We start from the raw sequence: 26,938 nt of genomic DNA, 5'->3' as shown, positions 1-26,938 counted from the left end.
TAGTTTGTCGCTCAGCATCATGCATAAAAAAAGCCCCGATCTCGCGACCGGGGCTTTTGTTTAGCAGCTCATCAGGGATTAGTGCTGTTCTTGAATCAGGTGCTGAGGAACCATTACTTCAGCATCGCCAGCGTTGTTCTGGTAAACGTTGTACTCAATGCCAGCCACAGTCACGGTGCCATTTGCCTGGCTCCAGTTACTCACTTCTTCACCTTTCGGCAAGATGTCTTCCAGAGCAACTTCTTTACCTGCGTCAGCAATCATCAACTGGGTTTTACCGTTGTCAATGAACAGGGAATCATCGCTCATTCCCAGGATGTCATTCAGAGACATAGTCATCAGAATGTCATTCACTGAATCCGGGAACAGATCGCCCGGATCAACAGCGCCAGGAGGCGTAACGTCAATGACCAGCGTGAACGTTTCGCTACCCGCAGTTTCATTACCGGCTAAATCGCGGTAGCCGAAGGAGAAGTCATAACTGCGTTCTTCAAGCTCAATGGTCTCCAGTTTCCACTCGCCATTAGTCACTACAGCGCTGCCGAGTACTAAAGTGCGCGCAGCATCGCCATAAAGTACAACAGTGGTGCCATCTTCTACACCGCTACCGTTCAGCGTCAGCACCTGGCCATTAACCGGTGTTAAGGTACCGTCTTTTCTGGGTGTTAAATCCAACGGTTTAGTAAATCCATCTTTGTCAACGAAAGTACCGTCCAGGAAGCTACCACCGCCAGGAGGAGTCACATCCACTTCAAAGTTGATACCAGCGTTAATTGGGCCAGGAACGCCTGATGCGCTGACAGGCTGAACACGGATGTTATGCGCGCCTTCAGTCAGATCTTGCAGCTCATAGCTCCACTCGCCATTGGTGACCACGGCAGAACCAATTTCTGTGTTGCCATCCCAGATAATGACTTTAGAACCCTCTTCACCAGTACCGCGCACGGTTGGGGATTTATCGTCGGTGAAACCACCTTCATGAATTACACCGGTTTCGATGCCAACATCATCCCACAGTTCAAAATTGACAATTTCATCTGGTACTTGGGTATCAATGATCAGATCAATGGGGTCTGAACGATCGGATGTGTTACCTGCTGGATCGGTGATATCAACGACTACCTCATATTCACCATCATCAATTGGATCCGTTGGTGTCACTGTCCAGTTGCCACCTGCATCTACGATGCCGGTTCCAATGACTTTCTCATCTCCATTTTCGTCAATGATAACGACTTCAACGGTATCACCCGGGTTAGCGCCACCCCCCTTGAATTCAGGCTTGGTTTCGTCAATTGGCGTTCCTGGCTGCACCGGGCCATTGTCCCCACCGGTATTATCAATAATTTCAGGTACACCCGGTTTATTTGGTGGCGTGAGATCCACCACGATAATCACTGGAGTAGAGAAATCAGACTCTTTTCCGGTTGCAGGATCCTCGATTTTAATCTTCAGCTCATGTGAACTCTCATCCAGCGGATCCAGTTCGATTTCCCATGTGCCGTCAGCTTTAACCACCGTTGAATTAATAACATCATCACCGTCATAAACGTGAACAATCTCACCTTCTTTACCGGTTCCGCGCAGTACAGGCGTGTCATCATTGGTTGCATCTCCGCTAACCAGAGGACGCTCGGTACTCCCGTTGTTAGCAACAATTTCACTGATTTCCGCTGGTGGTGGAGATGAGGTATCAACGATCAGAATAAATTCATCGGATTTAGCAGAAGCACTCCCCCCTTTTGAGACCGAGTCTACACGCAGGGAGTGTGAGCCTTCAGCCAGTTCCTGATCCACCTCATAGCTCCATTGACCGCGACTATTAGCAACAGTGCTACCAATGAGTTGATTACCATCCCAAATACGCACAATGGAACCGGCATCCGCTACGCCAGAGAGCTTAGGCGTGGTGTCATCGGTTTTATCTCCCGAATGCAATATGGCGGTTTTATCAAAATCATCAAAAGCTTCACTAATCTCTGGTGCGCTGGGTGCCGTTGCATCCAGCTTCAGGATGAAGTTGTCAGATTTCGGGCTCATACGACCATAGCTATCCTCGTATGCCGCGCTGAAGACATAAGTATCATCAGTAGTCAGCGTTGGGGTAAAGCTCCAGCGGCCATCATTGCTTGCTGTAACACTGCCAATTGGGGTAGCAGTGGCGCCATAGATGAATACCAGCGATCCCGGTTGAGCAACGCCTGACAAGGTTGGCGTTTTGTCATCGGTATATTGACCTGACGTTAAATGGTCAATTTGGCCTTCATCGTCAATGACGCGCAAAATTTGTGGTGCTTCAGGATTTTCAGCTTCAATGTGGAAAATCATTTGAGTTGGTATAAGACCCCAGTTACCTGCATCATCACGCACTCGATACTGGAAGAAGTAGACGCCATCAGGCAGTGCATCAGAGCTGAATGACCATTTTCCATCTGCACCTGTTTCGATGAGGGTTACGGTATTGTTAATCGTGATCTCAATCGTGTCATAAGGGTCGGCGGTACGAGATATACTGATCACGTTGCTCTTTTGGTGTCTTTCAAACGCGTTTGCGAAAGTGCCGAAATCGTTAGTGGTTGCTGCTGGCTCAATGTGATGCTCAACCTCTGACGCTGAATTTTCGGCCATGACCACGATGCCCGCTTCAATTTTAAGATTGAAAGCTGCAGATGCGGGACTTTCATGTTTACCCGCATCTTTTACGGTAGCGGTCAGGCTGTGGTCGCCATCGGCCAGATCTGGTGTAACGGTCCATGCACCCATGCCATTCACTTTCGCGGAAGCAATTGGAGTTGTGCCGTTATTATCGTAGATATAAACGGTTGAACCCGGTTCTCCTACACCTGAAAGTACTGGTTGAGCCTCATCAGTAATATCGCCTGGATTCAAATTACCTTTATCACTGCCGGTGTTATCTGCTACACGCCAAATTTCGGGGGCTACTGGCGGTTTGGTATCCAGATTAACAATTGATGAAGTTGCCGGTCCACGGTTACCTGCTTCATCAATAATGGTGATTTGAACGGTATGCATGCCTTCAGCCCACTCAGGAGGAGTGAATGACCACTTACCTTCTGCGTCAACTTTCACATAAGTCGTAACGCCGTCGATGATAATTTCAGCTTTTCCATTTTCACCTTTTGGAGCAGTGATATCTTTCCAGCCAAAATCTTTTTTGTTGATGGTCTCTATTTTCTGCACTGCAATTTCATTGATGCTGCTATTAGCCATGATAACATTCCTTTTATGATATTTCGGTTTAAGGTTCCGGTTCCCTCCCGGAACTCAAACATTCTGAGCCAGTTAGTGAAATAGCTAACACAGGACATGTCTCAATTAATTGGGAATAAATAACAATTAATTGAATACAAATGTTTAAAAAATGGTTCGAATCAATAAATTTTAGACCGCGTAATAATTACAGGAAAGAATAAAATTATTTACTCTCTACACTGATTATTACTCGACGCTCGCTTGCATAGCACAAACGCTGCTGTTTTAATGACCCAGAGCACTGTTTAGAAACCTGGCTTTCACCCATACTTTGCGATTGAATATTGTCACTACTTAAACCATTATTGACTAATAATTTCTTAATTGTATCAGCGCGGCGTTGGCCTAATTTTAGGTTACTCTCATTATCACCAATAGGATCGGTAAAACCTGTAACGATAATATGCGGATTCAATTTACCATTGCGTTTCATTTGATGCGCGAATTGCTGAATAGCGTTATGGCCTTGAGCAGAAATATCGTTACCGCTGGCACTGGCGAAATTAAATAACAGATCAGATGAAAACTCGTAATTATCGTAAGATTGAGCGGCGTCCACCTTACATGAGATAACGGACGAGGCACGGGAAAGCAAATGCGCTTGCTGCCGGGCACCCATCAACTGTTGCTGCGCCACAGAGGTTTCTACAACATGTGGGCGGCCAGAGCCATCAAGACTTGCAGTGACATAGTAGGTTTTTCCCGCAGCCAATGAATCCCGCCACTGCTGTTGTTGTTTACCTCGATAGCGTGGCGCATCATCGGTGTAGCTTCCTAATGAATGCATACCTGGCTTAAGACAAAACACCGTGTATCCTCCCGATAAAAGGGCGGTTTGGAATTCACCATCCACATAGATATGTGCAGCTTTTTTATTATTATCAGCAGTGCGATAATACACAACTTTGGTTTGATCGGACGCCGCTGCTGGCATTGATTGCCATGATTTCCCAAAAACAGTTTGCGCTTGAATTCCCGTCGTTACGGACAATGATGCAAGAACAGCGACAATAGCAATACGTTTAATCTTCATTACAACTCCCTGGAAGAAAGTGCCAAATGGCACTTTCTTTTATTCCAAATTAAAATTAGCAGTGTGGTGATTATTCAGATAAGTCACGAAATTCCAGGTGATTATCAACTGAAGAGACATCTAATGAAACCACTCCATTAAGGGTGGAATGATTGACATTAAAATCAGACATAATGTTATTTAAAGCACTTTCATCAAGATGTTGAGACAGCACATTTCCTTCCTGGGGTTCGCCAAACAGTGTGTCTTGTTGATCTGAAAGTAGATCAGCAATATTAATATGACCTATTGAATCAGGGAAAAGATCACCTGGATCAACAGCTCCTGGCGGTATAGTGTCAATTTTAACTTCAAATGCAGGCGTTTTAGACGTTACAACACCTTCTGCATCCTTGAAAGCAGCCTCAATGCTATATTTATCGTCTGGAAGATCTGGTGTTGCGATGCTCCACTTTCCTTTAGCATCGACTGTGGAAGAAAGATAAAAGTGGTTATCAGCCCCATTTATCCAAATATAAACGATATCTCCGGCAACTCCGGTACCACCAACAAAGATGGTCGAATCATTTACTGCTTCACCGCTCGCAATAGGTGTCTTACCGATATGGAATTTTTGACCACCTTCCAACTTCTCATCGCGATAAACATCACCAATCACACCGGTTACTGGCACATTTGGATCGGGAATAACTTCATCACCGGGTACGGGATCGATGGGTGCATTTGGATCATTGATATCAACGACGACTTTTTCAGAAAGCTGAGATTCATTACCGGCGGGATCAACAACGATGATTTGGAATTCATGTTTACCGTTTTCTAAAGCTTTTTCCGGTGTAAAGGTCCACTCGCCTTTGTCATCAATAACGGTGCTTCCTATAACTTTGCCGTTGTCGATTATTTTGACGATATCACCTTTCTCACCCACACCAGAAAACGTCGGCGTGCTGTCTTCAGTTTCATCACTGTTTTCAATCGGTTTTTCATTGCTATCTTTAATTGCACCAATACCTTTATTTTCAGGCGCAATGGTATCAATCTCAACGATCCAGGCATCTGACGGCAAAGATTTATTACCTACCTGATCAACGACCACAATGCTGAAATCATGTTTTCCGTCGGCTAATTTTGGGCAGGTGAATTTCCAATTACCTTCACTATCCGTTTTCGCGGTGCCCTGCAATTGACCATTTTTCCAGATTTCAACCGTAGAGCCAGCTTCAGCTTTACCTGAAAGACTTGGCGTACTGTCTTTGGTCACGCCATCTTTTGTAATTTCTTTTGGTGGATTCGTACTGTCGTCGAACATGCCACCAATGGTACCTTTTGCTGGTGCAGTCAGATCAATGACAAAACCCCATGCTTCACTTGATTCGCCCACTACGCCTTTTTCATTGCGCTCACGGGTAGTAATGCTGTGGCTACCTGCGCCCAAGGCTTTTCCTGGTGTGAAAGACCAGGTGCCATTTTCACCAACGGTCGTTTCACCAATTTTGATGGTGCCATCCCATACTTCAATCACGTTTCCTTTGGTACCAGTACCATTCAGAGTTGGCGTGGTGTCATCAGTTCGGCTACCTTTAGCGATCAGCCCAGTGATGCTACCTACATCGTCGAATATGCCATTCACCACCGGAACGCTTACATTACCGCCACCGTTGTCACCGCCACCTTTGCCGTCATCGCCACCTTTACCGCCGTCTCCGCCTTTACCACTCTTACCGCTATTGTTGCTGTCCTGATACTGTTCTTTCGCGGCTACGTAACCAAGGCCTGCGGCGGCGGCAATAGCAGCCAAACCACCCAAAGCAATCAGCGCTGGTGACCATTCAAAGCCCGAGGCCAGCGCATAACCAGAATCGGTATCAACAGTGCCTTCGCTCAGAGCTAGCGCGGCGGTTTCGCCATCGACAAGGGCTGCAGCTTCGTGGTCAGCATGTCCATCGGTTGCAACGTATTCATGCATTTCGCCATCTTCTGCTTTCCCTACGAGGGAACCCGATTTGGCGAAGAAGTCTTCGATGATCAAATCTGGGTTATTGCTATCTGAACCTTCCAGCATGACTAACAAGTTTTTTCCTACGCGTTTAACGGTAATGTTTTCTGGCGCAACGCCGTCATTACCCTGCGTAAGAAGATATTTGCCATTGGTAATAGCTTGAATTTTTGCTGATTTTCCATCTTTGCCAGCACGCATGACTTCTGCTTTTGTTATCGTTTTTTTGTCGATAACCGCAACACTTACGGGCGAAACGTTCATGATTAATCCCTTTAAAACATTTGATTTTGATTGCGCATTTGCAAGCAAGAGCAGCAATCTCCCTGGCTTAGCCCAGCAGTGTGGGCTCAAAGTGAGCGACATAATCAGGAAAGAGAGATTTCCGAGACATAAGAAATGTCCCGTTAGGGCATAAAAAACTTCCCAACATTACCAAAAGGTAAGTTAGTTAATTAACCAACTGAAATTGTGAGTTTTTATGGCTGATAATGTGATAAGAGATGGGAAGTAATTGAATTAAAATAGGACTATAACAGATGATTTTCCTGAATTTTTTTGCGTAAAAAATCCAAAAAACAGGTAATGCGTGAGGTAAGGGATTGATTGCGATAATAGACCGCGTGGACAGGTAGACGTTGTTCACGGGTCTCGGTTTCTAAAACCGGGATTAAACGCCCGTTAACACGATCATCCCGACTGACAAAATCGGATAAACGCACGATACCTTGCCCGGCCAACGCCAGTTGACGCAGCGTTTCACCGCTGGAGGCAGATAGCGTGGGTTCAATACGCAGGAACTCCCCCTCACGCTGCCATACCGGCCAGACGTTATGCGCATCGAGCTGACTAAACCCCAGCAGTTGGTGATTCGCCAGCGCTTCCACGCTTTCAGGGGTGCCGAATTTATCGAGATAAGCCGGGCTGGCCAATAAGCGTATGGCGCTGCTTCCAAGAACACGCGCGCGTAGTGTCGAATCACGTAACTCGCCGATGCGAATGGCGATGTCTGTTTGCTGCTCCAGCAGGTCGATAACGATATCGTCAGTGTTCAGTTCCAGTTGAATATGCGGATACTGCTGACGAAACTCTGCCACTAGCGGCACAATAACGTGCAGGGTAAATGGCGTATTGGCATTGACGCGTAGGCGTCCGGAAGGAATATCCCGGCGCTGCACGATTTGTTCTTCGGCCTGTTCGACTGAAGCGAGAATCTGCCGTGCGTGATCGAGAAAAATCATCCCCTCTTCGGTCAATGCCAGCCGACGCGTTGTGCGATGCATTAAGGTGGTTTGCAGCTTGCTTTCCAGGCGGCTAAGTGCACGGCTCACACCAGAGCTGGTTTGATCGAGTTGCTCTGCAGCTGACGTGATTGATCCCGTATCCACCACCGCAACCCAGGCACGCAACTCTTCCAGTGTGATTTTCAAATTTCCATCCTCAGAGAACAAGACCTGTCTTAGCGCGGTTTCTGACACTTTCGACTTAAATTACGCCACTTTATCAGCGGCAGGATATCACAATGCGCCATAAACCTCGGACCGATAGCGGTTTACGCCAGAAGCAAGCGGTAACCCAGTTACTGCAGCAAGGCCGACAGGAAGAAGCCTGGCGTAAAATCCGCGCGCATCTGACACTTGTCCCTTACGATGGCTGGTTTCTGCATGAAGCCGCGAGGCTTGCACGGCGCAGTGGCGATCTTGATTTGGCGCAGCGCTATTATCAGCGTGCGCTGAAGCTTGCGCCACAAGATGCGGGATTACTCAACGGTCTCGGCCTTACCCATTATGACGCCGGACGCTGGAGCGAGGCCGAAGCCTGTTATCAGGCTGCACTGAAATCACATGAGGGCTACGCCGCCTGTCACAATAATTATGCCATTCTGCTGCATAAACAGCGTCACTACCACCTTGCTTTAGAACAGTATCGATTAGCTTTGCTGAGCAAGGCCGATTATACCGAAGCCCGCTATGGCATGAGTACATTGCTGGCACACATGGGCCAGTTGCAAGAAGCTGAAAGCCAAATGCAACAAGTGTTACATGTTCGTCGCAGCGATCTACGCTGTCGCAATGCGCTCGGCATGGTGCAACTACAGCAAGGCAACTTTTCTGCGGGCTGGTCAAACTATCAGGCGCGTTATGCGCCGGACAATCCTGATCGCTTCTTTACTTTGCCTAAACTGCCAATACGCTACTGGAAAGGAGAAGATCTGTGCGGTAAAACGCTGTTGGTGCGGACTGAGCAAGGAATGGGCGACGAGATACAATTCAGTCGCTTTCTCCCACGTCTGAAAACTGAAAAGCAGGCAGAAAGCGTGATCATGCTGGGAAGCAAGCCATTGAAACCATTAATGTTCTCGATGCCGCATCTCGATCATTATCTTACGCGTGAAGAAGCACAGCACGCGTTGCCACAGGCAGATTATTGGTGCTCATTACTGGATTTACCGCAGCATTTCCTCAACTCAACACAACCCTTTGGCGCGCATCATCCCTATCTGTTCAGCCCCAAAGAACAGCAGGCAAAGTGGCCGATTCTGGGGAGCGGGAAAAAAATTGGTATCGTTTGGAAAGGATCCACCGGACATAAGAATGATAGTCAGCGATCGCTTGCACATCTATCACAACTCGCGCCTTTGTTTGACCTGCCTGATAACAACTGGATTAGTTTGCAAAAAGGTGCAGGTGAAGAGGACATTACTGATTTCCCGCACGTGCAGCCACTTGGTGCGCTGTTTAGCAGTTATCGGGACACTGCCGCCGTTATCGCCCAATTAGATTTAGTGATAGGCGTCGATACCTCAGTGATTCATCTGGCGGGAGCGATGGGGAAACCTTGCTGGGTAATGTTGCCTGCCTGGGCGCGCGACTGGCGCTGGTTAGCCAATCGCGACGATTCGCCGTGGTATCCGCAAATGAGATTGTTTGCGCGCGGGCAGGATGAAGAGTGGAGCGCGGTAGTTGCGCGGATTAAGCAGGCGCTGCAGCAGCAATAAAAAAGGGACGCCGAGGCGTCCCTTTTTCTACACTTCGAGGTCGGCTAAATCGCCTTTCTCTTGCAGCCAGTTTCGGCGATCTTCCGAACGTTTCTTCGCCAGCAGCATGTCCATTACACGCAGCGTTTGGTCGACATCTTCATCGCTGATCGTCAGCTGAACCAGACGACGCGTGTTTGGATCGAGCGTGGTTTCGCGCAGCTGCAGCGGGTTCATTTCACCCAAGCCCTTAAAGCGCTGCACGTTCGGCTTACCTTTCTTACGCTTGAGCTGGTCCAGCACGCCCTCTTTCTCATCTTCATCTAAGGCGTAATAGACTTCTTTGCCGAGATCGATGCGATACAGCGGCGGCATGGCCACATATACATGGCCGTGCTGCACCAGCGAACGGAAATGCTTCACAAACAGCGCACACAGCAGCGTGGCAATGTGCAAACCATCGGAATCCGCATCCGCGAGGATACAGATCTTGCCGTAACGCAGCTGGCTCAGATCTTCGCTGTCGGGATCGATACCGATCGCCACGGAAATATCATGCACTTCCTGCGAGGCCAGCACTTCGTCTGAAGAGACTTCCCAGGTGTTGAGGATCTTGCCTTTCAGCGGCATGATCGCTTGATAATCACGATCGCGCGCCTGCTTGGCGGATCCGCCCGCAGAATCCCCTTCGACGAGGAACAGTTCGGTTCGATTCAAATCCTGCGCGGTGCAGTCAGCCAGTTTGCCCGGCAGCGCCGGTCCGCTGGTGAGTTTTTTACGCACCACTTTCTTGGCGGCACGCATACGGCGCTGTGCGCTGGAGATCGCCAGCTCGGCCAGCATTTCAGCCGCCTGCACGTTCTGGTTCAGCCACAGGCTGAAAGCATCTTTCACCACCGCTGAGACGAACGCCGCACACTGACGTGACGACAGGCGCTCTTTCGTCTGACCGGCAAACTGTGGATCCTGCATCTTCACCGACAGTACGTACGCACAGCGATCCCAGATATCTTCCGCCGAGAGCTTCACGCCGCGCGGCAAAATATTGCGGTATTCGCAGAACTCACGCATGGCATCCAGCAATCCCTGACGCAAGCCGTTGACGTGCGTGCCGCCTTGCATGGTTGGGATCAGGTTGACGTAGCTTTCCGTCAGCAGCTCACCGCCTTCCGGCAGCCACAGCAGCGCCCAATCCACCGCTTCCACATCGCCGGCAAAACTGCCCACAAAAGGTTTTTCCGGCAGCGTCGGCAAGCCGTCAACCGCTTCACACAGGTAATCGGTCAGGCCATCCTGATACATCCAGGTTTGTTCGGTATCGTTGACCTTGTCTTTAAAAACAATTTCAACGCCCGGACAAAGCACGGCTTTAGCTTTTAACAGATGCGATAAACGGGAAACGGAGAAACGCGGGCTATCAAAGAAGCTTTCATCTGGCCAGAAATGTACGCTGGTGCCGGTGTTGCGTTTACCGACGGTGCCGGTAACCGTAAGATCCTGCACTTTATCGCCATTTTCGAAGGCAATCTGATAGATCTCGCCGTTACGACGCACGGTAACTTCCACGCGCTTCGATAAGGCGTTGACCACCGAGATGCCGACGCCGTGCAAGCCGCCTGAGAACTGATAGTTTTTATTGGAGAATTTTCCGCCCGCATGCAGGCGACAAAGAATCAGCTCAACCGCAGGCACGCCTTCTTCCGGATGGATATCCACCGGCATGCCACGACCGTCATCAATAACTTCCAATGACTGATCGGCATGAAGAATCACTTCCACACGTTTGGCGTGACCAGCCAGCGCCTCATCGACGCTGTTATCGATCACTTCCTGGCCCAGATGGTTCGGGCGCGTGGTATCGGTGTACATCCCCGGACGACGACGCACCGGTTCAAGGCCGGTCAGGACCTCAATGGCATCGGCATTATAGCTTGATTGGCTCATCGTAAATGTCTGATTAGCAATAGGAAAATGGCCCCACTTCGCAAAGCTACTGAGCGTTTAATCCCAGAAAATCAACTATCTGTGCGAAATGGCGTTCGAATCCGATATAGGCATGATTGCCGCCCTCTTCAACCGTCTGGCGGCATGCGCTGTAATACTCCAGCGCCTGGCGATAATCGAGTATTTCATCGCCGGTTTGTTGCAGCAGCCAAAGTAAATCAGGCGCTTCAAGAGGGTCAATCTGCATTACTTTCAGATCGTAAATGTGGCGAGACTCTAACACATATTGCTGGCCGGTGTAGGGATTACGGTTTTCGCCGAGGTAATCCACCAGCAGCTCAAACGGCCGTACGGCGGGATTGACCACCACCGCTGGCAACATAAAACACTGCGACAGCCAGGTAGCAAAATAGCCGCCCAGCGACGATCCCACCAATCCCAGCGGTTCACCGGAATACTGCATCACCAGCTCTTCCAACATGCTGGCGGCGTCGGCCGGAAACGTCGGCAGTTGCGGCACCATCACATTGATGTGTGGATGCTGCTCGTTGAGCCATTGCTGTAGCTGGGTAGCTTTCGCCGATTGCGGGGAACTGTTGAAGCCATGCAGATAAATCAGCGCCGCCATTGCTTAGTAGCCCTCGGAATCAAGATCGGGGCGGAACATGTCGCTTTGCAGGCGGTTCACCTCGGTTTGCAGCGTCCCGTCTACCTGTAAAGTAAACCAGCGCCAGCCTGGCGCCAGCGTATCAATAGTGAAGTTGGTGCAATGCGGTTTGAACTGGACACAGGTCGATGGCGAAGCCATCACGCGGCGCCCATGCCAGTCGAGATCGAGTTCCTGGTGAATATGGCCGCACACCAGATTGCGCGCACGCGGGAAGTGTTGCAGCACCGCTTCCAGCTGATGTGGATTACGCAAGCTGTGCTGATCTAACCAGGTACAACCGGAAGCCAGAGGATGATGATGCAGCAGCACTAAGGTGTGACGTTCCGGATACTTGCTGAGCGCGGTATGCAGCCACTCAAGCTGGTATTCGCTCAACATGCCGTGCGGGACACCAAATACCTGACTATCTAACAGCACCAGCTGCCAGTGATCGCCTAGCAGAACATGCTTGTCTGACTTAATACCCGCGTCGGCCAGCGTATCCACCATCGCCGGCTGAAAATCGTGATTTCCCGGCAGCCAGACGCACGGCTTCGGCAGACGATTAATGCCCGCTACAAAATGTTGGTAAGCTTCGACGGTGTGATCCTGAGCGAGATCGCCGGTGGCGATAATCAGATCATAATGCTGCTGTTGTGCCTCAATGGCATCCAGCACCGCATCAAAACTCGACCAGGTATTCACCCCAAGCAGCGATTGATGTTTTCCGGCAAAAAGATGGGTATCCGTGATTTGTAAAATCCTGATATCAGACCCGTCTCGTGCAGGAAGAGTTAGCAGGCTATCCAAAGCGTTTCCTTAATCTCCACGCCATCGTTGCGTTTTTTTACGCTATCAGCAAACCGGTACTGCCACAGCGCCATGCGCTAAGCAGTAACGTAACCAATCCGCAAGGAACTGGTTAATCTGATGTTTTTCATCGCGCTGATGCAGTTTTTTATTAGGATAATCATAGCGCGCTTTAAATCGGTAGATCTGTTTAGTGGAACACACTTCAGCGACCATCGCATCATGGTAGAGCCGCACAGACATCGAAGGCAGGCTCCAGTAACTCACCGCGGGTGCCACCTGACGCACTTCAACCAAAGTGGTGTAACGGGTCGATTCCTCGATGGTGAGCTGATAGCTGGCGCCATTCACCTGATAAATCACCGATGCACCTGCCTCGTCATTACGCGGCAGCAGGCGACGCAGTTGGGCGAAATTCGTTTCGCACAGGCGCATCATTTCGGGAAAGTCAGGGGTATAGCGCTGTTTCATTTTAGCTTCCACTCTTCTCGTAGTTTTTCATGGTGCAACGCCAGCCATTGCAAGGCGATGACAGATGCCGCGTTATCAATAATCCCCTCTTCCACCCAGCGATAAGCCTGTTCGCGGCTCACCACATGGACAAGAATATCCTCATTCTCTTCCTCCAGCCCGTGATTTCCCTCTGCCAGGCTGGCATCCACTTCGCCCACCAGCACCGACAAACGTTCAGATGTTCCGCCGGGGCTGGCTAAGTAATTCACTATCGGTTTGACGCGGCCAACCTTGAGGCCAGCTTCTTCTACCGCCTCACGACGTGCGACATCTTCTGGTGTTTCGCCAGGTTCGATGATGCCAGCCACCATTTCCAGCAGCCAGGGCGTTGGGCTGGAATCAAAAGCGGGAATGCGGATCTGCTCGATCAGCACCACTTCATCGCGTAAGGCATCATAGGGTAGCAGCACGGCGGCGTGTCCGCGCTCAAAAACTTCGCGCACCACTTCACCGCTCATTTCGCCATTAAAACGACGGTGACGGAAACGGTAGCTGATGATGGAAAAAAAACCATCGTAACGCGTTTCGCGTGCAATAATTTCTACATCGTTTTTTGTGAAAGTCACAGGGGATTTTTTTGCACTCGCCATCGTCTGATTCCTTATGCAGATTGGGATGGAGCAAAGAAAAGCCAAGTCTACCGCTCCGTCCGAGTGGTTCTTTTTGAATTATTTACGTAAATTAGGGGAAGAAGGCACGTTCAGCCAACTTATCTCTGACGCCGCCTCTGTAGAATCGGCGATTATTTTTTTGGCTTACCTGCAGCACTACCAGTGCATTTTGCTGCAACAAAAGGAATGCAAATGAAAAAACTGCTCCCACTTTTTATTGGACTGAGCCTGGGCGGATTCAGCCTTGCCAGCCAGGCAGAAAACCTGTTGCAGGTCTATCAGCAGGCGCGCCTTAGCAACCCCGATCTGCGCTCCTCTGCCGCTAACCGCGACGCAGCATTTGAGAAAATCAATGAAGCGCGTAGTCCTTTATTGCCGCAGTTAGGCTTGGGCGCTGATTACACTTATAACAACGGCTACCGTGACAGCAGCGGACTTCATTCCAACACGACCAGCGCCTCTCTGCAATTAACTCAAACTATTTTCGATATGTCGAAATGGCGTGCGCTGTCGCTGCAGGAAAAACAAGCCGGTATTCAGGACGTCACCTATCAGGTTGCTCAGCAAGATCTGATTCTGAACAGTGCAACTGCCTATTTCAACGTGTTGAAGGCGATCGATACGCTTTCTTACACCGAAGCACAGAAACAGTCGATCTACCGCGAATTGGATCAAACCACTCAGCGCTTCAATGTAGGTTTGGTCGCGATCACTGACGTGCAGAACGCCCGCGCACAGTATGACACCGTGCTGGCCAACGAAGTGACCGCACGTAACAACCTTGATAACGCCGTGGAATCGCTGCGTCAGATTACCGGCATGGATTATCTGTCGCTGGCTTCTCTGAATATCGATCGTTTCAAAACTGCGCGTCCAGATGCCGTTGCCAGCCTGTTGAAAGAAGCAGAGAGCCGCAACCTGACCTTGCTGTCTGCGCGTCTGAGCCAGGATCTGGCACGTGAGCAGATTCGTTCCGCAGAAACCGGTCACATGCCAACGCTGGATTTGACCGCGTCAACGGGTATGTCGAACAGCAAATATGGCGGCAGCCGCGCTAATCAGAGCGCCGGCAGCACCGACTCGATCACCGGTTCTAACCAGGTTGGCCTGAGCTTCACCATGCCGCTGTATAGCGGCGGTTCGGTGACTTCACAGGTGAAACAAGCGCAGTACAACTATGTCGCGGCGAGCGAACAGCTGGAAGGCGCGCATCGTAGCGCGGTGCAGACGGTGCGTTCTTCATTCAATAACGTGAATGCCTCTATCAGCAGCATCGATGCTTACAAGCAGGCTGTGGTCTCTGCACAAAGTTCACTGGATGCGATGGAAGCCGGTTATCAGGTTGGTACGCGTACCATCGTTGATGTGCTGGATGCGACCACCACGCTGTTCAACGCTAAACAGCAGCTGTCTGATGCGCGTTATAGCTATCTGATCAACCAGCTGAATATCAAATATGCGCTGGGTACGCTGAATGAGCAGGATCTGCAGCAGCTGAACAGCACGCTGGGCAAAGAGATCACCACGACACCAGAAGTGGTGGCGCCGGAAAATAACCAGCAGGCCGCGCGTGTGGATAACGGTCCGAAAGCGTCTTCGCCTTCAGCCGCCGCACAAGCCCGTCCAGCTGCCGCACGCAGCAGCGGAAATCCATTCGGTAATTAATTCCCCAAGGGGCCGCATGCGGCCCCTTTCGCATTCAATCGTATAGCTACGTAAAGATGCTTTCCCCATCTGGCTCCGCGCTTCATTTTCCACCGCTCATCCCCTATCCTTTACCGCACCTTTGGGCACAGGATGAAAATAATGAAACGGACGAAAAATATTCGCCATGCCGCTTTTCGTAAAAGCTGGCAGGCACGCCACTTAACGCCAGTCGCCTTTGCCGTTAGCGCAGTGTTTATGCTGGCAGGCTGCGAGCAGAGTGATGAGACGGTGTCGCTCTATCAAAACGCAGATGATTGCGCCAAAGCCAATCCGGGCCAGAGCGCGCAATGTACCACTGCATATAACAACGCACAGAAAGAAGCTGAACGTACCGCGCCAAAATACGCCACGCGCGAAGATTGTGTGGCTGAGTTTGGTGAGAATCAGTGCCAGCAAACGCCTGCACAAGCGGGCGTGGGCACCACCGCTAATAATGCAGAAGCGCAGCAAAGCGGGAGCTTCTGGATGCCATTGATGGCCGGTTACATGATGGGACGTATGATGAGCGGCGGCGCAGGCTTTGCCCAGCAGCCACTGTTCTCGCCAAAAAATCCGAACAGCCCGGCAAACGGAAAATTTGTCGACGCGTCGGGTAAAAACTACGGCAATGCGACATCAGGCCGAACCATCAATGTGCCGAAAACAGCCATGGCGCCGAAACCCGCCACCACTTCCACTATCACGCGTGGCGGCTTTGGTGACAGCGTGGCAAAACAAAACACCATGCAGCGCAGCAGTGCCTCTGGCACCGGCAGCCGCTCGCTGGGAGGCTAAGCCGCAGCATGCAACGTATTGCAATCCCTGAACGTCCAGACTGGCGTGAAAAAGCAGCTGAGTATGGTTTCCAGTTTCACACCATGTATGGCGAACCTTACTGGTGTGAAGATGCGTACTACCAATTCACGCTAGCGCAGGTTGAACAGCTGGAAGATACCACCGCCGAGCTGCACCAGATGTGTTTGCAAGCGGTGGAGAAAGTGGTGAGCAGTGACGAGCTGCTCACCCGATTCTGCATTCCTAAGCACACCTGGGATTTTGTGCGCGATTCCTGGAAGTTGCGCCAGCCGTCGCTCTATTCGCGCCTCGATCTGGCATGGGATGGCAAAGGTGACGCCAAGCTGCTGGAAAACAACGCCGACACGCCAACCTCGCTGTATGAAGCCGCCTTCTTTCAGTGGATTTGGCTGGAAGACCAGGTCAAAGCGGGCAACCTGCCGCAGGGCAGCGACCAGTTCAACAGCCTGCAAGAGAAGCTGATCGAGCGCTTCGCCACGCTACATCAGCAGTTCGGGTTCAGCTGGCTGCACTTCTCCTGCTGTCGTGATACCGAAGAAGACCGCGCCACGGTGCAATATCTGCAGGACTGCGCCACCGAAGCCGGATTGCCGAGCGAGTTTCTCTATATAGATGAGATTGGATTGGGTGAAAGAGGCCAGTTTACCGATGTAAACGATCAGGTCATCAGCAATCTGTTCAAGCTCTATCCGTGGGAATTCATGCTGCGCGAAGTGTTCTCCACCAAGCTGGCAGACGCGGGCGTGCGCTGGCTGGAGCCGGCATGGAAAAGCATCATCTCCAATAAAGCGCTGTTACCGCTGCTATGGGAAATGTTCCCCAATCATCCCAATTTGCTGCCCGCCTATTTTGCCGATGATAAGAACGCGCCGCAGATGGATAAATACGTGGTGAAACCGCTGTTTTCACGTGAAGGTGCCAATATTCGCATCATTGAGAACGGTCAGGAGATCGCGCGTGCGGACGGCCCGTATGGCGAGGAAGGCATGATTATCCAGCAGTTCTATCAGTTGCCGAAATTTGGTGACAGCTACACGTTGATCGGTAGCTGGCTGATTGACGATCAACCTGCCGGTATCGGCATACGTGAAGATCGTGCATTGATCACTCAGGATCTGTCGCGCTTCTATCCTCATACCTTTATTGAGTAAACGCTGCGCCGCCCGCAATCTTCGGGCGGCCACGCGAATTAACCAATCTGCACCGACATCATGCTGATCGCGCCCATCTCCATACCTTCTACGGGAATAGAGATCGCTTCATCAGCAGCACGCGCACCAAGAATATAGAGCAGCGGTAAATAGTGTTCCGGCGTAGGGTTTGCAAGCTGTGCATCCGGATGCTGCATAAAGTTCACCAATGGGTGATCCGCTGCTTCGCCCTGGAAATCCAGATTCTCACGCACGTGCTGATCAAAGTTATCCGCCCACGGATACGCGGTTTCCGCACCCTGCCAGCGCAGCATACGCAGATTGTGCACTACGTTACCGCTGGCCACGATCATCACACCTTCATCTCGCAATAACGCCAGCTTTTGCCCCAATGCGTAGTGCCATTCGGCTGGTTTAGTAGCGTCGATACTCAATTGCACAACCGGAATGTCGGCTTCGGGATACATTTTTGCCAGCACGCCCCACGAGCCATGATCAAAACCCCACTCCTGATCGGCATGAACGGCGACCGGCGCCAGTAAATCAATCACTTGCTGGGCCAGCTCTGGCGATCCCGGCGCGGGATAACGCACATCAAACAGCGCCTGCGGGAAACCACCGAAATCATGGATGGTGCGTGGATTATTCATCGCCGTCACGGCCGTACCGCGTGTGTACCAGTGCGCCGAAACCGCGAGAATCGCGCGTGGACGCGGCAATGTTGCGCCCAACTGCTGCCAGGTTTGGGTATACCGATTATCTTCCAGTACGTTCATCGGGCTGCCGTGACCAAGGAACAGCGCAGGCATGCGTGTAGTGCTCATGATTAATCCTCTGACGAAGTGTCGCTTTGTTGACCGATACGATACGCGCTTTCGCGGGGGGATTAACGCTGATAAGTATGATGTTCTCTGTCAGGGAATTTGAATGATATTCAGCGGAAAAATTTAAGACCAGATAGGTCTCAATCTTGCACGTGCTCCTTCTACATATCAGTGATATAGCCCGCACCTAAGACCGAGCGAGACCAGTCTTGTTACATCCAATGAATCGTCTTCTTACACTCCACTCGGTTTTGGAAATATGAGCATTGGAATGTATGTTAATTCAGGGAGCAATATTGTGCCTGGCAATGAATATCTACCATGAAGCGCGTGGCGAACCGATTAAAGGACAAATAGCGGTTGGCACGGTGACCATGAACCGGGCCAATTGGGATGTCAAAGAGATCTGTCCTGTGGTGTATGCACCTAAGCAGTTCTCCTGGACGTCTCTCAAAAAGAATCCTTATCGTTATCCACCCAAGGAAGATAAAAGCTGGCAGCGCGCTAGAGAGTTGGCAAAAAAGATTGTTGAAGGGGAATTACAGGACGTAACCAAAGGCGCAACGTTCTTCCATGCACACCACGTTAAACCGACCTGGCGCCATGCTTTTGAACGTACCGTGGTGATTGGTAATCATGTGTTTTATGCCAATCGCTAAAACAAAAAAAGAGGCCGAATAGATCACTATCCGGCCTCTTTCTTCTACATCAATTCAGTTAGCTGGCGTGACGCGTCTCACGTTGACGGCGATACGCCACCAGATCTTCAATGGTGACAACCGGCATATCGTGTTGCTTAGCAAACACGATCGCTTCAGGCGCATGCGCCATGCTGCCATCATCATTGGTCAATTCGCACAGTACGCCCGCAGGTTTAAATCCTGCCAGCGTCACCAGATCGATAGTCGCTTCGGTATGTCCACCACGAGACAGAACGCCGCCTTCACGCGCGCGCAGCGGGAAGACATGGCCCGGACGGTTAAGGTCTGACGGCTTGGCGCCATCAGCGATTGCAGCGCGAATGGTAGTAATTCGATCGGTAGCAGAAACGCCGGTGGTAACACCGCTTGCGGCTTCAATCGTCACTGTAAAACCGGTGCCATAAGCGCTGGTATTGGTTTCCACCATCATTGGTAGCTCAAGCTGCTGACGGCGTTCTTCGGTGATGCAGAGGCACACAATACCGCTGCCGTGACGGATGGTTAATGCCATCTGTTCAACGGTCATGGTTTCTGCCGGGAAGATCATGTCACCTTCGTTTTCACGATTTTCATCGTCGAGCACCATTACACCGCGGCCGTTGCGCAGCGCATCAATGGCGCGCTCTACACGCTGTTCAGGCGTGCCAAATTCAGAAAGAAGCGTCTGATTCATGGTAAAAAAACCTTATAAAATATGAGTTACCAGAACCAGGGCGTGCTTAGGAGTGCGTACAAAACACATGGCAAAAACGTGACGCGGGCAAAGCCCGGCTGATGTCGTTACCCTCTCCCATCCGGACTCTAACCGTCGGCTCCGGAATTACACCGGATCTGCTGACCTTTCACATTGCTGTGAAAGCGCTCGCGGGCTTTCAGCTATAGCTGATTTACCGCCGGTGGGGAATTTCGCCCCGCCCTGAGAATAAGCGAACAAACTATAACGCCAATCATCTGGACGGGCAATCGACAAAAGTGCAAATGCTTTTGCATTTCCTGCGTTGCGGATTTCAGGTTTAACCTTTTCGTTTCAGGTATTACACTTAATAGCTATTGAGTCCGAACACGCGCAGCTATCGGCCACCGTAACCAGGAAATAATCATGATCGACACGAAAAAAATTGAACAACTGGCTCGCCAGGTACATGAAGCTATGCCGAAAGGGATTCGTGATTTTGGCGATGATGTCGAAAAGAAAATCCGTCAGGTATTGCAGGCGCAGTTGACGCGCATGGACCTGGTTAACCGTGAAGAGTTTGATGTGCAGACGCAGGTTCTGCTGCGTACGCGCGAGAAATTAGCTGCGCTGGAACAGCGTTTGGCGAAGTTGGAAAGTGAAAGTCCAGCAGCACCCGCGCCGGCAATCATCACGCCAGATCCTGCTGGGAAAATCGATACTCCGCAGTAAGCTCATCGGCGGGAGCATGACTCCCGCCGATTTACACTTAATGACTGCGAATCGTTTTGATGATATTGCTGGTTGAGATGCCATCTTCGAAGTTAAGCACGCGCACGTCACCGCCGTTCGCCCACACTTCTTTACTTCCCGCGATATCTTCTGGTTTGTAGTCGCCGCCTTTTACTAGCATATCCGGCAGTACGCCAGCAATCAGACGCTGTGGCGTATCCTCTTCAAACAGTACAACCCAATCCACCGCTTCCAGCGCACCCAAAACAATCATGCGATTTTCTTGCGGATTGACCGGACGTGTTTCGCCTTTCAGACGCTTAGTCGAGGCATCACTGTTAACGGCCACAATCAGGCGATCGCCCAGCTTGCGCGCGTTCGCCAGATAAGAAACATGACCAGCGTGCAGGATGTCAAACACGCCGTTGGTCATCACCACTTTCTCACCGCGCTGACGCGCCAGCGCAACAGCGGCTTTCAGCTCCGCTTCGGTCATCACACCAAATCCCGTTTCAGGACGGGCGTGAATGGCATTTTCCAGCTCAACCGTGCTGACAGTAGAAGTACCCAGCTTGCCAACGACGACGCCGGCAGCAGCATTGGCAAGGAAACAGGCTTCTTCCAGGCTGTCACCCGCCGCCAGCACCGCAGCCAGCACGCCAATTACCGTATCGCCTGCGCCGGTTACGTCATACACTTCCTGCGCCTGTGTAGGTAGATGTAGCGGTTCTTTGCCCGGTTGCAGCAGCGTCATACCGTTCTCTGAACGGGTGACCAGCAGCGCGGAGAGCTCATAATCAGCGATTAACTGCATGCCACGGCTGACAATCTCGTCCACGGTTTTGCATTTACCCACCACCGCTTCGAATTCAGACAGATTCGGCGTTAGCAGTGTCGCACCGCGATAACGTTCAAAATCAGTACCTTTGGGATCAATCAGCACCGGCACATTAGCTTCACGCGCCAGTTGAATCATGGTCTGTACGCTGTTCAGCGCGCCTTTAGCGTAATCAGACAGCACCAGCGCACCCGCTTGCGTCAGCGATTGGCGCATACGATCGTGAATCGGCCGCGGATCAATCTGCTCAAAACCCTCTTCGAAATCGAGGCGAATCAGCTGCTGATTGCGCGAAAGCACGCGCAACTTAGTGATGGTTGGATGGCTTTGCACTGCCACAAAATCACAGTCGACATTAACCTTCTGCAGGGTTTCACTCAGCACGCGCGCGGCATCATCAGCGCCCGTCAAGCCAATCAGCCGTGATGCTGCACCGAGCGCAGCAATGTTCATAGCGACGTTTGCCGCGCCGCCTGGACGCTCTTCAATAGTATCCACTTTCACCACCGGCACTGGCGCTTCCGGGGAAATACGGCTGGTTGGGCCATACCAATAGCGATCTAACATGACATCGCCGACGACCAGCACAGTGGCCTTGCCAAAAGTGGGCAGTGTTACTTTCATTCAGAGACTCCAACACGGTCAAAATAATGCGCGGGATATTACCACATAAGCCATCAGGCTCACTGTTCCGCGCTATCAGATTCGGTGCCGCTTAACCAACGCTGCCAACTGTTGTTGACCACCGCGCGCTCAGCGACAAAGGCTTCAGTTGCCACATGGCCCGGCAATTCCTGCAGCGCCAGATGGTGCAGCGCATCACGTAACGTGACGTAAGCATGCGTTAAAGCCTGCGCCTCTTCATCCGGCATAATGCCGTGACACGCCATTAACTCGAAAATGCGGACGTTATCCGACCAACGCGTCAACGCTGGCTGATGGGCCGCGTAGCCTAAGACAAGATATTGCGCGATGAATTCAATATCGGTGATACCGCCCTCATCGGTCTTAATTTCCCAGCGACCTTTGTGTTTATTGCTGAGATGCGCACGCATTTTTTCACGCATTTCACGCACTTCTTTTTGCAACGTCTCGACTTCACGCGGTAGGCAAAGAATGCCACGCCGAATCTCATCAAAGCGTTCACATAGCGCAGGTTCGCCAAACACAATACGCGCGCGCACCAGCGCCTGATGCTCCCAGGTCCACGCCTCGCTGCGCTGGTATTCGTTAAAGGCAGCAAAAGTACTGACCAGCATGCCCGCCGCGCCAGAAGGACGCAGCCGCGCATCCACTTCATACAAAATGCCGGACGACGTGCGCGTGCTAAACAGATGCATCACACGCTGCGCGAGGCGTAAATAGAACTGACGGCCATCAATGACGCGCTCGCCATCGGTTTCCGCATCATCCGGACAATCATGCAGGAACACCAAATCAAGATCAGAGCTATAACCCAGCTCCCAACCACCGAGCTTGCCGTAACCAACAACCGCAAAACCGCGCTCGTTGTCGCTGGTGAGATGCGATGGGCGACCATAACGCTGCACCATCATCTGCCAGGCTTGCTGTACCACCGATTCGATAATCGCTTCTGCCAGCCAGGTTAAGTGATCACTCACTTTCATCACGGGTAGCGTTTCAGCAATATCGGCAGCGGCGATGCGCAGATGCTGCGCCTGTTTAAACTGGCGTAATGCTTCCAGCTGCTGCTCTTCGTCATCGGTAGGAATACGCAGCAAATATTGGCGTAGTTCGTCGCGGTAAGCGTCGGTCGCGGTAGGTTGATACAGCGTTGCGGGATCGAGTAGCTCATCCAGCAGCAGCGGATAGCGCGCCAGCTGGCTGGCAACCATCGGTGATGCGGCGCACAGGCGAATCAGATGACGCAGCGCGCCATGATATTCGGTAAGTAATTCCAGATAAGTGCTGCGCGTCAGCACGCCCAGCAACAGCGGTGTCAGACGGTTCAGCAGCACATCGGCATCTTCGCGCTGACAGACTTCACTGAGCAGACGCGGCATCAACTGATCAAGCGCCAGACGACCGCGCGGACCAATGGTGCGGCGGCTCACATCCTGGCGGAAGTTGTTCAACGCGTTGTAAAGCGCGTGACGCTGCGCATCGTCCAGCTGCGGCACAACCGGGATGAGATCGCTCTCTTCAAGTGCGTCCTGCCACAAACCAGCAAATTCGGCCAACTGCGGCTGATCGTCGACATCCGGCGCATCGTCGCCAATCAGCTCGTCAAAGATGGCGCGCACACCGGCCATTTGCAGCTCCAGCTGCGCCATCAGAACGCTCCAGTCTGCCGCGCCCATCGCCCAGGCTAAGCGCTGGCGGTCGAGTTCGTTCTCTGGCAGCGTTTGCGTCTGCTCATCATTAATACTTTGCAGTAGGTTTTCCAGCCGACGCAGGAACAGATAGGCTTCACTCAGATGCTCGATCTGTTTTTGACTTAACAAAGCCAGCTCGCCAATGGCTTCAAGCGTAGGGAGTAAGGAACGCAGTTGTAGTGAGCGCTCACGTCCCCCGCGAATCAGCTGGAAGACCTGCACAATGAATTCTGTTTCACGAATGCCGCCAGCGCCGAGCTTAATGTTGTCTTTCAAGCCACGTCGACGCACTTCGCGCGCGATCATGCCCTTCATGTTACGCAGCGATTGAATCACGCTGAAATCGATATAGCGTCGATAAACGAAAGGACGCAGCATTTGCTGCAATTCCTGGCTCCAGTGACCGTGATCGTCGCCCATCAGGCGGGCTTTGACCATCGCATAGCGTTCCCAGTCGCGGCCCTGCTCCTGATAATAATCCTCCAGTGCCGCAAAGCTCAGCACCAGCGGACCGCTATCACCGAACGGGCGCAGACGCATATCCACGCGATAGACAAACCCATCCACCGTTGGCTGATCGAGCACTTTGATCAGGCGCTGCCCCATGCGCGTGAAGAATTGCGCATTGTCGAGCTCGCGCCGTCCACCTTGCGTAACGCCGTTTTCCGGCCAGGCAAAAATCAGATCGATATCAGATGAGAAGTTGAGTTCGCAGCCGCCGAGTTTACCCATGCCAAGAATCAGCATCGGCTGGGCTTCGCCGGCTTCATTACATGGCGTACCGAAGTCGCGGCTGCAATCCTGCCAAACCCAGTCGCGTGCGGCAGCGATGAGAATTTCCGCCAGCGTACTGAGCTGCTGCAAACTTTGTTCGGTAGTGGCGTGTTGCAGCGCCTGCATCCAGGCGATGCGCACCAGCATGTGACGACGGAACAAACGCAGTTCGCGCATCAGGGAGGTTTCGTTATCAACGGCTTGCAGCGCGTCCTTCAGCCAGCTGGCATAGTGCTGCCACTCATCTGGCGCAGGCGCTTGCTGTTGCAGATGCTGCCACCATTCGGGATGCTGCTGCAGGTTATCGAGGATAAAGTCACTAAAAGTCAGCGCGCCCGCCTGTTCTGGCGTAAACGCTGAAGGTGGCAAATTAAGTCGCTCTGCCACATTAGCCAACTGCGCCTGCATTAGCGCCGGTAACGGTAACAACATCGTCTCTCCCTGATTGGATTTTTCGTTAGCGTTTGATTCCGCTATTAAGCCAGAACGGCGCTGGTTTAATCGCAAGATTCACCAGTTGCATTAAGCCGTGATTCTGTTTGACGCGAATGGCGTGCTGTAACTCCAGCCAGCCTTCCAGCCAAACATTCACTTCTTCCGCCGGATAAGCACCTGCCAGCAGGTTCACCGCCAGCAGCTGGCGATTCAGGCGCGTCGCTTTATCCTGAAACTCATTGAACAGTTGCACGTCGACAAAGGTTTCACGAAGATCGGCTGAGATGCGGCTCAGCATAATATCGCTGAAGCGCTTGAACGATCCCTGCAGCTTGCTTTTGCTCTTGTCGTCGAGCCAGTTCTGCCACTGCGACTCAACCAGCCAGTGAGTAAGCGCTAACTGGGCTTCAACGGAGGTCAACGAGAAACACGTGGCTTCTGCATTATTCTCTTCATCGGCCAGTAACTCTTCCTGTCGGGTCAATTTCTGGCGCAGATCGCTGCTGGCCTTACGAGGCACCAACGCGCCAAACAGTGAGAACGCCTGACGCAGCGTTTCCAGCGCATCAATCACCGCCGCTTTGGCCTCTTTATTACCACGCAGCCACACTTCTTCATGGTATTGCCAATGATTCAGTGCCGCCGTCATCGCGTTGATCATGCCCTGCTCAACCGATGCTTTCGCGGCGATTTTCTGCAACGGCAAGGTACGGATTGGACGCGGTAAATTACCCTGCGCCAGCTGGTAACCGCGCGCGGCTTTGCTCAGGCTGCCGAGACGCAAGCCGCCCATCGCAATCAACGCTTCAGCGAATTTCAGCATGTCATCGCGCTGCCCACTTTTGAGCTCCAGCTCAACTTCATAAAGCGGTTCGCTAAATTCACCGGCAGCGACTTCGCCGCGGTCAAACGCCACTTCAATTTCACTGTCGCCAAATTGCACCAGCCAGGCTTCGCGCTGGAAATTGGTGCTGAACAGCGGCTGCAGGCGCGATTGCAGTGCGGCGATATCGGTGTCCTGCGGCCAGATCTCAGCCGGCAGGCGCGCGATATCCAGCTGCGGCTCGGTGAGATCGACATTATATTCAGGACGCTGATGCAAGCCGCCGACGGTTTTACCGGCAGCTTTCAGTGTCATTTCATAGCGTTGGTCAACGCCACGAATGCGCAGGCCCATGTCCCAACGACGCAATTGGTTGTCGTCGGTTTCATAATAGATATTGGTCAGCTCGCGCGCGGCGAAGTGCTGATGTGGCCACGCGGCAAGCTTTTCAGCCAGTTTTTCGGCGGCTTGCGGTGTAGCAATGAACTTTAATTCGATTTCGATGGTCATAATTTTTTATTCAATACGCTGCTGGCACTTACGAGTTTAATCTGGCGAAGAGTAATGCACCGGAAGCCCGCTGTCTCCGCTTTCTTGTACTTTTACGACCCTTTTCGCACCGGATTGAGACCAGGATAGTTCTCATTCAGATTTTTGAGAAGCGTCTCCAGACTGTGCCGGTAATTTTACGCCATTAAGAAAAAACGACATCGAATGAAAAAAATCACACTTGCTGCCCTTTCTTTGCTGGCTTTCAGCGCCATCACGCCTGCTCATGCTGCTGACGAAAAGCGTTACATCTCCGATGAATTGTCCACTTGGGTGCGCAGCGGTCCAGGCGATCAATATCGCCTGATCGGTAAGCTGAACGCCGGAGAGGAAGTGACCTTGCTGCAGACCAATAGCGATTCTCAATATGGTCAGATTCGTGATGCAGAAGGCAAAACCAATTGGATTCCACTGTCGCAGCTGAGCGCCAATCCAAGCCTGCGTACCCGCGTGCCGCAGCTGGAGCAGCAGGTTAAAGACCTGACGGCCAAGCTGGCGAATATCGATAATAGCTGGAATCAGCGCACGTCCGAGATGCAGAACAAAGTCGCCAACAGCGACGGCACCATTGATGGTCTGAAAGCTGAGAATCAGAAGCTGAAAAATGAGCTGATTGTCGCGCAGAAGAAAGTGAGTGCCGCCAACGTGCAGCTGGATGACAAGCAGCGCACCATTATCATGCAGTGGTTTATGTATGGTGGCGGCGTGCTGGGCGTTGGTCTGCTGTTGGGTCTGTTGCTGCCGCACATGGTGCCGCGTCGCAAGAAAAACGATCGCTGGATGAACTAACGCGC

22 protein-coding genes and 1 riboswitch are annotated in these 26,938 nt (G+C 51.7%); of the genes, 8 read left to right on the top strand and 14 right to left on the bottom strand.

Annotated elements, in window-relative coordinates; translation table 11 throughout:
- Positions 1–78: 78 nt before the first annotated feature.
- From PanJK_RS08575 to PanJK_RS08560, 4 genes are all read right to left on the bottom strand, one after another.
- Positions 79–3,231 (bottom strand): Ig-like domain-containing protein, encoded by a 3,153-nt coding sequence (locus PanJK_RS08575; RefSeq protein ID WP_265298902.1) that lies wholly within the window; start codon positions 3,229–3,231, stop codon positions 79–81.
- A gap of 205 nt (positions 3,232–3,436) precedes the next feature.
- Positions 3,437–4,306 (bottom strand): OmpA family protein, encoded by an 870-nt coding sequence (locus tag PanJK_RS08570; RefSeq protein ID WP_265298900.1) that lies wholly within the window; start codon positions 4,304–4,306, stop codon positions 3,437–3,439.
- Positions 4,307–4,376: 70 nt separating this feature from the next.
- Positions 4,377–6,566, bottom strand: a complete 2,190-nt coding sequence (locus PanJK_RS08565; RefSeq protein ID WP_265298898.1) for an Ig-like domain-containing protein — start codon at positions 6,564–6,566, stop codon at positions 4,377–4,379.
- 266 nt (positions 6,567–6,832) lie between these two features.
- The gene (locus tag PanJK_RS08560) at positions 6,833–7,732 is read right to left on the bottom strand and encodes a LysR substrate-binding domain-containing protein (protein ID WP_265298896.1); all 900 of its coding nucleotides are present in this window, start codon (positions 7,730–7,732) and stop codon (positions 6,833–6,835) included.
- Positions 7,733–7,824: 92 nt separating this feature from the next.
- On the opposite strand from PanJK_RS08560, the gene PanJK_RS08555 reads away from it, so the two are divergent.
- The gene (locus PanJK_RS08555) at positions 7,825–9,300 is read left to right on the top strand and encodes a tetratricopeptide repeat-containing glycosyltransferase family protein (RefSeq protein ID WP_265298894.1); all 1,476 of its coding nucleotides are present in this window, start codon (positions 7,825–7,827) and stop codon (positions 9,298–9,300) included.
- 27 nt (positions 9,301–9,327) lie between these two features.
- On the opposite strand, the gene parE is transcribed toward PanJK_RS08555, so the two are convergent.
- The 5 genes from parE to nudF are packed head-to-tail and all read right to left on the bottom strand — an operon-like array spanning position 9,328 to position 13,785.
- Positions 9,328–11,223 (bottom strand): DNA topoisomerase IV subunit B, encoded by a 1,896-nt coding sequence (parE, locus tag PanJK_RS08550; protein WP_256697463.1) that lies wholly within the window; start codon positions 11,221–11,223, stop codon positions 9,328–9,330.
- Between the two features lie 46 nt (positions 11,224–11,269).
- Positions 11,270–11,851 carry an esterase YqiA gene (yqiA, locus tag PanJK_RS08545; RefSeq protein ID WP_256697464.1) on the bottom strand — a complete coding sequence of 194 codons (582 nt, stop codon included), beginning with the start codon at positions 11,849–11,851 and terminating at the stop codon, positions 11,270–11,272.
- Between the two features lie 3 nt (positions 11,852–11,854).
- Positions 11,855–12,682: a 3',5'-cyclic-AMP phosphodiesterase gene (cpdA, locus tag PanJK_RS08540; protein WP_256697466.1), complete on the bottom strand. Its 828-nt coding sequence runs from the start codon at positions 12,680–12,682 to the stop codon at positions 11,855–11,857.
- 45 nt (positions 12,683–12,727) lie between these two features.
- Entirely contained in the window at positions 12,728–13,153 is a 426-nt protein-coding gene (locus tag PanJK_RS08535) for a DUF1249 family protein (protein WP_008103400.1), read from the bottom strand.
- Positions 13,150–13,785: an ADP-ribose diphosphatase gene (nudF, locus tag PanJK_RS08530; RefSeq protein ID WP_256697467.1), complete on the bottom strand. Its 636-nt coding sequence runs from the start codon at positions 13,783–13,785 to the stop codon at positions 13,150–13,152. The genes PanJK_RS08535 and nudF overlap by 4 nt, the downstream gene beginning before the upstream one ends.
- A 25-nt stretch (positions 13,786–13,810) precedes the next feature.
- On the opposite strand from nudF, the gene PanJK_RS08525 reads away from it, so the two are divergent.
- The 4 genes from PanJK_RS08525 (at position 13,811) to PanJK_RS08510 (ending at position 17,459) form a co-directional block, all read left to right on the top strand.
- Positions 13,811–14,002, top strand: coding sequence for a hypothetical protein (locus tag PanJK_RS08525; protein WP_225614418.1), 192 nt, complete (start codon positions 13,811–13,813; stop codon positions 14,000–14,002).
- Positions 13,999–15,471 carry an outer membrane channel protein TolC gene (gene tolC, locus PanJK_RS08520; protein ID WP_061720468.1) on the top strand — a complete coding sequence of 491 codons (1,473 nt, stop codon included), beginning with the start codon at positions 13,999–14,001 and terminating at the stop codon, positions 15,469–15,471. Before PanJK_RS08525 ends, tolC begins: the two co-directional genes overlap by 4 nt.
- Positions 15,472–15,612: 141 nt before the next feature.
- Entirely contained in the window at positions 15,613–16,287 is a 675-nt protein-coding gene (locus PanJK_RS08515; RefSeq protein WP_008103408.1) for a DUF1190 family protein, read from the top strand.
- Positions 16,288–16,295: 8 nt separating this feature from the next.
- Positions 16,296–17,459, top strand: coding sequence for a glutathionylspermidine synthase family protein (locus tag PanJK_RS08510; RefSeq protein ID WP_256697468.1), 1,164 nt, complete (start codon positions 16,296–16,298; stop codon positions 17,457–17,459).
- Positions 17,460–17,497: 38 nt separating this feature from the next.
- Here the strand turns inward: PanJK_RS08510 and ygiD are convergent, their stop codons facing one another.
- Positions 17,498–18,283 carry a 4,5-DOPA dioxygenase extradiol gene (gene ygiD / locus PanJK_RS08505; protein ID WP_256697469.1) on the bottom strand — a complete coding sequence of 262 codons (786 nt, stop codon included), beginning with the start codon at positions 18,281–18,283 and terminating at the stop codon, positions 17,498–17,500.
- A gap of 275 nt (positions 18,284–18,558) precedes the next feature.
- On the opposite strand from ygiD, the gene PanJK_RS08500 reads away from it, so the two are divergent.
- Positions 18,559–18,942, top strand: coding sequence for a cell wall hydrolase (locus PanJK_RS08500; RefSeq protein ID WP_256699412.1), 384 nt, complete (start codon positions 18,559–18,561; stop codon positions 18,940–18,942).
- Positions 18,943–19,000: 58 nt separating this feature from the next.
- Here the strand turns inward: PanJK_RS08500 and ribB are convergent, their stop codons facing one another.
- A complete protein-coding gene (ribB, locus tag PanJK_RS08495; RefSeq protein WP_265298881.1) occupies positions 19,001–19,657 on the bottom strand; it encodes a 3,4-dihydroxy-2-butanone-4-phosphate synthase in 657 nt (218 codons plus the stop codon).
- Positions 19,658–19,762: 105 nt separating this feature from the next.
- A riboswitch (FMN riboswitch) is annotated at positions 19,763–19,912 on the bottom strand.
- Between the two features lie 171 nt (positions 19,913–20,083).
- On the opposite strand from ribB, the gene ubiK reads away from it, so the two are divergent.
- Positions 20,084–20,389 carry a ubiquinone biosynthesis accessory factor UbiK gene (ubiK, locus tag PanJK_RS08490; protein WP_008103418.1) on the top strand — a complete coding sequence of 102 codons (306 nt, stop codon included), beginning with the start codon at positions 20,084–20,086 and terminating at the stop codon, positions 20,387–20,389.
- 37 nt (positions 20,390–20,426) lie between these two features.
- On the opposite strand, the gene hldE is transcribed toward ubiK, so the two are convergent.
- Genes hldE through PanJK_RS08475 form a run of 3 tightly spaced genes read right to left on the bottom strand, consistent with a single transcriptional unit; the run spans position 20,427 to position 26,105 of the window.
- On the bottom strand, positions 20,427–21,851 hold the full coding sequence (gene hldE, locus PanJK_RS08485; RefSeq protein ID WP_265298878.1) for a bifunctional D-glycero-beta-D-manno-heptose-7-phosphate kinase/D-glycero-beta-D-manno-heptose 1-phosphate adenylyltransferase HldE: 1,425 nt from the start codon (positions 21,849–21,851) through the stop codon (positions 20,427–20,429).
- Between the two features lie 59 nt (positions 21,852–21,910).
- Complete coding sequence (gene glnE, locus PanJK_RS08480; protein ID WP_265298876.1) at positions 21,911–24,769, bottom strand: bifunctional [glutamate--ammonia ligase]-adenylyl-L-tyrosine phosphorylase/[glutamate--ammonia-ligase] adenylyltransferase; 2,859 nt, start codon at positions 24,767–24,769, stop codon at positions 21,911–21,913.
- Positions 24,770–24,794: 25 nt separating this feature from the next.
- A complete protein-coding gene (locus PanJK_RS08475) occupies positions 24,795–26,105 on the bottom strand; it encodes an inorganic triphosphatase (protein ID WP_265298873.1) in 1,311 nt (436 codons plus the stop codon).
- Positions 26,106–26,309: 204 nt separating this feature from the next.
- On the opposite strand from PanJK_RS08475, the gene PanJK_RS08470 reads away from it, so the two are divergent.
- Positions 26,310–26,933: a TIGR04211 family SH3 domain-containing protein gene (locus tag PanJK_RS08470; protein WP_097095975.1), complete on the top strand. Its 624-nt coding sequence runs from the start codon at positions 26,310–26,312 to the stop codon at positions 26,931–26,933.
- Positions 26,934–26,938: the final 5 nt, after the last annotated feature.

The sequence above is a fragment of the Pantoea sp. JK genome, assembly GCF_026130245.1.
GTDB classification, from domain to species: domain Bacteria; phylum Pseudomonadota; class Gammaproteobacteria; order Enterobacterales; family Enterobacteriaceae; genus Pantoea; species Pantoea trifolii.
The sequence above is the reverse complement of the archived record's forward strand: the minus strand, read 5'-3'. Positions and strand labels throughout refer to the sequence as shown.

Excerpts from the sequence above, each read along its gene's own strand:
- PanJK_RS08575 (WP_265298902.1), bottom strand. The coding sequence starts at position 3,231 with ATGGCTAATAGCAGCATCAATGAAATTGCAGTGCAGAAAATAGAGACC.
- PanJK_RS08570 (WP_265298900.1), bottom strand. The coding sequence starts at position 4,306 with ATGAAGATTAAACGTATTGCTATTGTCGCTGTTCTTGCATCATTGTCC.
- PanJK_RS08565 (WP_265298898.1), bottom strand. The coding sequence starts at position 6,566 with ATGAACGTTTCGCCCGTAAGTGTTGCGGTTATCGACAAAAAAACGATA.
- PanJK_RS08555 (WP_265298894.1), top strand. The coding sequence starts at position 7,825 with ATGCGCCATAAACCTCGGACCGATAGCGGTTTACGCCAGAAGCAAGCG.
- parE (WP_256697463.1), bottom strand. The coding sequence starts at position 11,223 with ATGAGCCAATCAAGCTATAATGCCGATGCCATTGAGGTCCTGACCGGC.
- yqiA (WP_256697464.1), bottom strand. The coding sequence starts at position 11,851 with ATGGCGGCGCTGATTTATCTGCATGGCTTCAACAGTTCCCCGCAATCG.
- PanJK_RS08535 (WP_008103400.1), bottom strand. The coding sequence starts at position 13,153 with ATGAAACAGCGCTATACCCCTGACTTTCCCGAAATGATGCGCCTGTGC.
- nudF (WP_256697467.1), bottom strand. The coding sequence starts at position 13,785 with ATGGCGAGTGCAAAAAAATCCCCTGTGACTTTCACAAAAAACGATGTA.
- PanJK_RS08525 (WP_225614418.1), top strand. The coding sequence starts at position 13,811 with ATGGAGCAAAGAAAAGCCAAGTCTACCGCTCCGTCCGAGTGGTTCTTT.
- tolC (WP_061720468.1), top strand. The coding sequence starts at position 13,999 with ATGAAAAAACTGCTCCCACTTTTTATTGGACTGAGCCTGGGCGGATTC.
- PanJK_RS08515 (WP_008103408.1), top strand. The coding sequence starts at position 15,613 with ATGAAACGGACGAAAAATATTCGCCATGCCGCTTTTCGTAAAAGCTGG.
- PanJK_RS08510 (WP_256697468.1), top strand. The coding sequence starts at position 16,296 with ATGCAACGTATTGCAATCCCTGAACGTCCAGACTGGCGTGAAAAAGCA.
- ygiD (WP_256697469.1), bottom strand. The coding sequence starts at position 18,283 with ATGAGCACTACACGCATGCCTGCGCTGTTCCTTGGTCACGGCAGCCCG.
- PanJK_RS08500 (WP_256699412.1), top strand. The coding sequence starts at position 18,559 with ATGTTAATTCAGGGAGCAATATTGTGCCTGGCAATGAATATCTACCAT.
- ribB (WP_265298881.1), bottom strand. The coding sequence starts at position 19,657 with ATGAATCAGACGCTTCTTTCTGAATTTGGCACGCCTGAACAGCGTGTA.
- ubiK (WP_008103418.1), top strand. The coding sequence starts at position 20,084 with ATGATCGACACGAAAAAAATTGAACAACTGGCTCGCCAGGTACATGAA.
- hldE (WP_265298878.1), bottom strand. The coding sequence starts at position 21,851 with ATGAAAGTAACACTGCCCACTTTTGGCAAGGCCACTGTGCTGGTCGTC.
- glnE (WP_265298876.1), bottom strand. The coding sequence starts at position 24,769 with ATGTTGTTACCGTTACCGGCGCTAATGCAGGCGCAGTTGGCTAATGTG.
- PanJK_RS08475 (WP_265298873.1), bottom strand. The coding sequence starts at position 26,105 with ATGACCATCGAAATCGAATTAAAGTTCATTGCTACACCGCAAGCCGCC.
- PanJK_RS08470 (WP_097095975.1), top strand. The coding sequence starts at position 26,310 with ATGAAAAAAATCACACTTGCTGCCCTTTCTTTGCTGGCTTTCAGCGCC.